6 protein-coding genes and 1 pseudogene are annotated in these 7732 nt (G+C 34.8%); 3 read left to right on the top strand and 4 right to left on the bottom strand.

Annotation, left to right across the window (positions count from 1 at the left end; translation table 11 throughout):
• Positions 1–46 precede the first annotated feature (46 nt).
• Positions 47–3466, bottom strand: a complete 3420-nt coding sequence (locus AC3OCB_RS02475) for an MMPL family transporter (protein WP_498340614.1) — start codon at positions 3464–3466, stop codon at positions 47–49.
• A gap of 65 nt (positions 3467–3531) precedes the next feature.
• Between AC3OCB_RS02475 and AC3OCB_RS02480 the strand changes: the two genes are divergently transcribed.
• Positions 3532–5004: a carboxypeptidase M32 gene (locus AC3OCB_RS02480; protein WP_498340622.1), complete on the top strand. Its 1473-nt coding sequence runs from the start codon at positions 3532–3534 to the stop codon at positions 5002–5004.
• A gap of 361 nt (positions 5005–5365) precedes the next feature.
• On the opposite strand, the gene AC3OCB_RS02485 is transcribed toward AC3OCB_RS02480, so the two are convergent.
• Both AC3OCB_RS02485 and AC3OCB_RS02490 read right to left on the bottom strand, forming a co-directional pair.
• On the bottom strand, positions 5366–5728 hold the full coding sequence (locus tag AC3OCB_RS02485) for a hypothetical protein (RefSeq protein WP_498340615.1): 363 nt from the start codon (positions 5726–5728) through the stop codon (positions 5366–5368).
• Complete coding sequence (locus tag AC3OCB_RS02490; RefSeq protein ID WP_498340616.1) at positions 5728–6270, bottom strand: hypothetical protein; 543 nt, start codon at positions 6268–6270, stop codon at positions 5728–5730. Before AC3OCB_RS02490 ends, AC3OCB_RS02485 begins: the two co-directional genes overlap by 1 nt.
• Before the next feature lie 469 nt (positions 6271–6739).
• Here AC3OCB_RS02490 and AC3OCB_RS02495 point away from each other — a divergent pair, with 469 nt between their 5' ends.
• Both AC3OCB_RS02495 and AC3OCB_RS02500 read left to right on the top strand, forming a co-directional pair.
• The gene (locus AC3OCB_RS02495; protein WP_498340617.1) at positions 6740–7057 is read left to right on the top strand and encodes a hypothetical protein; all 318 of its coding nucleotides are present in this window, start codon (positions 6740–6742) and stop codon (positions 7055–7057) included.
• A gap of 12 nt (positions 7058–7069) precedes the next feature.
• Positions 7070–7378 (top strand): annotated as a pseudogene (locus AC3OCB_RS02500) (glycoside hydrolase family 15 protein); the annotation flags it as partial.
• 57 nt (positions 7379–7435) lie between these two features.
• Here the strand turns inward: AC3OCB_RS02500 and AC3OCB_RS02505 are convergent.
• Positions 7436–7732, bottom strand: a 297-nt coding sequence (locus AC3OCB_RS02505) for a transposase (RefSeq protein ID WP_498340618.1), incomplete at its 5' end; no start/stop codon positions are given.

A 7732-nucleotide genomic window follows, 5' to 3' on the forward strand; every position in this document is an offset into this window, starting at 1 on the left:
CTAAATTCTTTTCCAACTAAAAGCCCGCCTCTAAAGGCGAGGATAATCACACTATCAGCTTAGGTCTAATTTTAAATTTCTTATATAAGATAATGAGAAGTGAAGGCATAAGGTAGCTCCATAAAACAGTAGTTTCTAAGATGGCAGCCACTGCAAAGGCAAATCCCAATTCTTGAAGTATTGAAGCATTTACTAGCATTAGCGAACCAAGCGTGCCAGCAAAAATTAAACCTAGAAACGCAATTGTAAGCTTCAAGTTGCTTACTGCAGTTTCAACTGCTTCTTCCATATTTGATCCTTTTTCCAATTCTTCATGAACTCTTGAAACCATAAAGATGTTATAATCCATTCCGATTCCTATAATTATTGAAACAAGGAAAATAGGTACAACAGCAAATATTGAATAACCAAGAATTGAGGTAAATACTATTCTCTCTAATGCTAACGTTATAGCAACTGCAGATAGGATAGTATAAATCACGATGCCAGATACAGCCAAAGACCTGGTCATAACATAAAGGAGAATAAACATTGTTACTGATATTTCAGCTACAATAATTGCAAAATTGGAGGTAACGAAATGATAGATATTGTAGTCATCTACTGGGCTACCGCCTATATAAGCGTTCTTTACATCTTTTTGTATTTGTGCCACTATGTTAAATGCTTGATTAGAGAATGGCTGATATTTTTGATTTACGACAAATAACATGTAACCATGAGAGAAATATTGGGTATAATTATATGCTGAAAGGTCAGTATAGTTAATTAAACCACCATAAGGTGAAACTGGAGAGTCTACTGCAGTAACACCCGGAATAGAAGAAAGCTCTTTGTAAATAGCTACAGCGTAAGAATATGCTGACTGATTAAAAGTTCCATTATAAGGTATAACTACATATATTGGGAAGACGTTTGCCGATTTAAATTGTGTACTTAGAATTGAAATCCCTTGTGTAGCTTGTGATGGAGGCAATAAAGCTAATACGTTTAACGTTAAAGGAGTAAAAGAAGCTACAAGTACTGAAACAACTACTATTGCAGTTATAATACCCACGTAAGCTGTGGGTCTTTTTATATTGGCTTTTTTAATCTTAGGCGTTTTGGTTAATTTTCTCGGGAAGAACAATTTATCTCCTGTTGCACACAATATAGCAGGGAATAGCGTTATAGCGGCTAACCAAACAACTACAACACCTAACATATCTGAAATTGCTGTATCTGAGAAGAACGGTATTTTATAGATATAGATGAAAAGGAATGACAGCATTACTATTAAAGCTGTAATTGTTACAGCTCTTCCACCCCATCTAACAGCTTCGTAAACAGCTTCGTCTTTGTTTTTACCTTTTTCCCTTTCCTCAATATATCTGCTTGCTATGAATACAACATAGTCAGTACCAAGACCTAGCGCTAAAAGCAAAACTTCGCTAGGGGTAAGGAAGTTTACAGTTATGTTAAGTAACTTGATAACAACTGCCCATAGAAAGACCGAAGCTACTAGATAAGCTGAGATATAAATTGCCAAAGGCATAAAAGCAGCTACAAAAGACCTAAAGTAGATCCCTGCAAGGACAATAGCTAGAATAATACCGACTGGTATAGCTATTGAATAAGCTGAGGATGCTATGCCTTTGAGTTGATAATTAATTGGTTCTCCACCTGTTAGATAAGTGGTAACGTTAAGCTCTTGTTGTATAAATTTCTGAAAATCTTGGGCTTCCTGGTATGTGAAGTTTCCCTTCATAAAGATTAAAAACATGTTTGAGGAATAAAGGTTATCAGTAATATTCTGTATTGGCTCTACTGGAAAATTATTTTCCTTTATCAGTTGCTCTACGCTAATGTTAGTTAAAATTACGTTAATTAACCCTGTTTTATTTACTGTTAGTAAAGGAGTAAAGTTAGCATAGTTGACTATCAACTCAGAAGCTAAAGATCTAAAATCTGTGTAGTTTAGTAAGATCAATGCAAATTCTGAGGTTGTTAAATTACTTTTTTGCAAAAGTTTTGATAAAGATGATAGATGAGAGGAGAAGAGATATGCTGTAAGGTTATTTATATTGTCAGTTGTTAGCAAGCTTACAAAGAACCATTTTGGTAAATTAGTCTTGTTTGAGGCAATTGAGGAAACATAGTTAATATAATCGCTTGTTGAATTAAAAGAGTAAACTTCACTCACAACACTTTGACTTACGTTGAACTGCTGAGAAATATATCTAATGGCAAAAACTTCTGGAGTTTCGGAGAGGTTTTTGTATACCTCAGTTATAAAGTCTTTTTGAGTTTGATTTGTCAATTTGCTGATAATTGTTTGATATGCTAGACTGCTGAAGTTAGTAGCGTTGTAAACTGTTTCAAGAAATGCTGGCGAAAGCCCAGTTTTTTGTGAATAAATTGATAATAATACTTCGAAAGGATCTTGTGTCAGTAGTTCATATCCTAATTGGATAGGAATATGATAAGTTTGATTAAAGTAAAGGACTGTGGTCTTCTCAATTACACTTCCATTATAGTAGTTTGTAACATTTACATTAGAAAGAACAAATGATACAAATTCTAATTGAGTCGTGTTAGTAAAGAACTCCTTTGATGCATTATAAACTGCTTGATCAGCAATTGTATAAATATTTGTTGGAAAAACTTGGCTACTGTTCCAGTAATGATAAAACAACGTGAAGTATTCCTTTTCTTCGGTATTATTTATCATTGAGGATACTTTTTGATAAGCTAATTCGTTTGCCGAGCTTATGCTATGCGTCTGATTGAATGCTACTACCCAGACTTTTAGGAAAGCAGTAACTGGAGCATATAAGAAGAGAGATGTGTTGTAAATTGTGCCGTTAGTCTTTATTTCACCTTCATGTAAAGTAAGAAAAGTAGTGTAATTATCCCTCATCGATGTTTGTAATTGCTTTAACTGAAGTGCAGTTTTGTTTATTGTATTGCTGATATTTACAAACTCAGTCTGAACTTTTAGTGTACCATTGTGTAGTTCCTCAAGTTTACTAACTTGAGATGTCAAATTAACATATTCATTCTGAAGTTTTATGCTTGTATTTTTTTCACTTTGACTTATGTTCATTAAGATCTTCGTTAGGTTGTTAACTTGAGGAACAATCTGTGTTAGTGTTTGATTCAATATTCCTTTTTCGATCGTATAAAAATTATAAAGAGAAATATTTCCATAAGATGTTAGATTGGCTAAAAATGACGAATATTTACTTACATTGTCTTTTATTATTAATACTCCATTAGACCCTGAGGCACCAAGCAGTTTAAAGTAGTTAGATACAATGTTTTCGGCCTTAGCTGAAGTACTTCCAGGTACTGAGATTGTAACTTGATAGCTAACAGATTTTAGAAAAAGTGATGAGAGTGGGGCTGATAGGACAATCAATAAAGCCCAAATAGCAAGAACAATATACCATTTTTTTACAATAAATTTAGCCAATCCCTCAAACATAAATGAAAGATATATCGATAGCTTATAAACCTAATCAATATAAAGGAGTAGTTAAATTACTTAATATGGTCTTTGAAAACATAAAAGAGTTAGTAGATGAATATGCAAAAGTTTGGAGTATCAACTATGCTCTTAGTTTAATGGGGTGGGATAGAGAGACATATATGCCTCCTTCCGACGCACCCATTAGAGGAGAAGTTACTGGTGTATTTAGCGAGATGTTAAAAGATGAATACTTGAAACTCAATAATTTAGTTTCCAAATATCAAGGTAAAGAGAGTTTATCAGATGAAGAAAAAGGCTTCATCAGAGTCCTAAATAGGGAGATAAAGTTTTATGTAAAAGTTCCTATAGAGATAATAAAAGAACTAGATAAAATAACGTCAGAAGCATTAATAGCATGGAGAGATGCAAAAAAGGAAAATAAATTTGCAAAGTTTGAACCTTACCTAGAAAAAATAGTAGAGTTAGAGAGAAAGATAGCAGATTACTTGGGATATGAGAAAAATCCGTATAATGCTCTTTTAGACCTCTACGAAGAAGGTTTTACAGTGGATGATGGCGATAAAGTATTCAATGTGTTATTGCCAAATTTAAAAGTCATTCTTGATAAAGTTAGAGAAAAAGGATATTTTCCAGAGACTCATCCATTAGAAGAAGAAAGCTATGACACAAAGGACATGGAAAAAGTAAATCTAGAGATTATAAAACTCCTTAAAATGCCAGAAGATTCGTTTAGATTAGATGTTTCCGCTCATCCTTTTACGATAAGAATTTCTGGTAGTGACGTTAGAATGACAACAAGATATGAAGGAAAAGACTTCAAGGAAACAATCTACTCAGTAGTTCATGAAAGTGGTCATGCAACTTATGAGCTCTTAATCGATAAAAGCCTTGAGAAAACGCCGTTAGCACAAGGAGCCTCAACTGGAATTCACGAGTCACAATCAAGGTTTTGGGAGAACGTTATAGGTAGAAGCAAAGAGTTTGTTCACCTTATCTATCCCTTGATAACTAAGTACCTTGACTTTGTAAAGAAATATGACGAGGAAGATATATATAAGTACGTAAACACAGTAAAGCCAAGCTTAATCCGAGTAGACGCAGATGAGGTTACTTATAATTTTCATATAGCTTTAAGATATGAGATAGAGAAGAAATTAATAAATGAGGAAATAAAAGTTGGTGAACTCCCAGAAATTTGGAACGATTTTATGGACAAGTATCTGGGAGTTAGACCAAAAAGCGATAGTGAAGGTGTATTACAAGATATTCACTGGTCTCAAGGATCTATTGGCTATTTCCCAACTTACACACTTGGTAATGTAGTAGCGGGTATGATCTACTCAGCTTATCCTAAGCTAAAAGATGATGTAAGTAATGGGAATATTTTAGGAATAAAGGAATGGTTACGTGAAAGGATCTGTAGATACGGCGCTACTTACTCACCAAAAGATTTATTAATGAAGGCTTTCGGGAGGACATATGACCCTGAAGATCTGCTAAGATACTTAAGAGAAAAATACTTGAAGGAATAATATGAGACGTCATTATCATATACTTCAATTTTATTAGGAATTTCTTTTGCTTTAACAGTCTATCTCAGTGCTTTCCTAGTTATCTATGGAATTAAAAATAAGACAATAAGGTGTATAATAGATAAATGGAAACATATAGGATCAGTATTGGCCAGCTCCTAAAAGAGTCAGTTTTAACTTTAGGTAAAAAGGGAGAAAAATAAACTTTGAAGTTGTTGGAGAGTCTGCCCTTAGAGGATGTCCATTTCATGACTATTGCAAACTAGCAAAAAGTGATAGAAAATTTTTCAGAATATGTGTTACAAATTTCCCTCCAAAAGTTATTATAAATAATAATGAGGTTTATCGCTGGTATTATGAACTACGAACTAAAAGTCTTTAGGAAATTGGCTATTGTTTTAAAGTTAGGATTATTGCATCTGTTTACTAACCTAATAACTCCAAAACTGCCCCTAACTTCTGGTTGAAAGTCGTCTTTCCTTGAAAATATAACCCCTGCATAATGTACGTTCCCTATGAGCATTTCTCTTACAATGTCTTCAGTTAAAGGAAATGGTTGGGCAACAAAAGCTATTCCCTCACACCAATTTATTGAGGGTATAGCAGTTCCTCCTAATGATCTTGCCTGCATTAAGACTTCAGAAATTAATTCATCAAAAGGTAACTCAATTATCTCATGGATAATTATTTTCTTGTAAGGCTCGTAGACTATTTCCACTGGCATCATCTTATAATAGTTATCAAAATATAAATAATTGTAACCACAGCAATTCCAATGTTAATATACCGAGACAAGTCTGCTTTTAGATTTACTAAATAAGAAACTAATGTTCCAACTAAAAAGATCGTCACTGGTGATATTAAAATAAACAAAGAAATATATAGAGAACCTAAAAGGAGACCTACTTCTGAAGCTATCACTGCTACTACAATCTTAGATGGGGTTATAGCAAATGCTCCTTGTAGCATTCCAGATCCAAAAGATCTCATTACCTCGAATTCTATTTCCTTACCTATAATCTCTGAATAAAGTAGTACGACAGCAAACCCTAAACCAATTAAATCACCTATAAACTCAAGAAAAGGAAGAAAAGAAAATATAATAACCAGAGGTATTGCAATTAGTGCAAAACCAATACCATGAGATAAACCAAACATCGCATAGTCTTTCTTACTTTTCATAAACCTTAACGCCACTATATGATCAGGTTCCAACGCGTGAGATAGACCTAATGCTATGATTAAAAGTAAAATTAATGATGGCACATATTTTTTGAGTTTACTAAAAATATATAATTGAGTGAGAAAAATTTACTTTATTAGTAATACTGAAGCGCAGCGACAAAGCATACACTATACAATTTAATTACTACATGATCCTAAAGTCAAAGTGTCCTTCTGGGGTTCAGCTTACATAGGTGTTCATAGACCTATGTAAGCCTTGGGGTTCACCAGGCTCAGCCACCCTCTTGAGTCCATCGGTGGCTTATCATCGTCCTTACCCCCATTCGTGGCAACCCCTCCCAGAACCTTCATCTGCACCTTCCACCGAGGGATCATCTGTAGTCACCACATGGTAGAAGGTGCTCGGGCTCTGGGGAAAGCCACATATTTTGAGCTTACTACTATCCATGTCCCTCTTGGAGCTTTATTTTACCTCCGCTTCTGGGACACTTCACCTACCAAATATTATCAATGCTTATCAAATATTTAACTGTTTCGCTAGGCGTCAACTTTGTACGGCTATCAAGATCCAGTTAGACATCTAATTCTTTTCACTAAACCACTTGTCTTTAATGGATTTCTATTTCAAAAATACACCTGCGATGGAAATTGGGGCTCTACTTGGCACCCTTGGACTACTAGAAGTATACCTATACAAGAAGACGAGACTGCACTAATGCTTTATGCTCTCTGGGCTCATTTTAGTAGGTTTACAGACATAGATTTTGTGAAACCCTTATATGCGCCTTTTGTAAAAAAGATCGCAGAATTTCTTATTGACTATAGGGATGAGGAAACTGGATTACCTCTTCCATCATATGATTTATGAGAAGAAAGATATAGTACTCACTTTTTCACGTCTTTAGCTGTATATGCCGGTCTAATTGCTGCATATAAGTTTGCTGAATTTTTCGGCGATGAAAATTTGAAAGATAAATATCTGACTGCAGCGAATGAGGTAAAGAAAGGTTTAGAAAAGTTTTATGTCGGTGACCATTTTGCTCGCACAATGTATGAAGATAAGACTTTGGACAAAACAATAGATTCAAGTACTTTATTTGCTTCTTTACTCGGTGCATTTGATCCACGAGATCCCAGAGTTTTGAGTAACAGAAAAGTTATTGAAGAGAGGGTTCGGGTCGGGAGCTGATTTTTAGATATTTCTCGTGGTTTCTAATTACGTATAACAACCTCATCGTATTCCCCCTCATCCCCTCATTCTTCTTCTCCTGCTCCGTCGGGCTTCATCCTTCACTGCAGGGGCTTTCAGGAGAGACCCAAGGCCCTCCCACATCCTCTTGTAAATGTTCAAGGATGCGTTCTTATCTCTATCTACAATAAATCCACATTTTGGGCAAACACCAAGCCTGCCGTAAAACACTAACTCAGACCCACACCTATAACACGACTTTGATGTACCTCTAGGGTCTACGAAGTATAGTGGGACGTTATACTCTATTGCCTTAGTTATTATAGCGTTTTGAAGTCTTCGGTAATCTAAGTA

Source organism: Sulfurisphaera sp. (assembly GCF_059755235.1).

Excerpts from the sequence above, each read along its gene's own strand:
- AC3OCB_RS02475 (WP_498340614.1), bottom strand. The coding sequence starts at position 3,466 with ATGTTTGAGGGATTGGCTAAATTTATTGTAAAAAAATGGTATATTGTT.
- AC3OCB_RS02480 (WP_498340622.1), top strand. The coding sequence starts at position 3,532 with ATGGTCTTTGAAAACATAAAAGAGTTAGTAGATGAATATGCAAAAGTT.
- AC3OCB_RS02485 (WP_498340615.1), bottom strand. The coding sequence starts at position 5,728 with ATGCCAGTGGAAATAGTCTACGAGCCTTACAAGAAAATAATTATCCAT.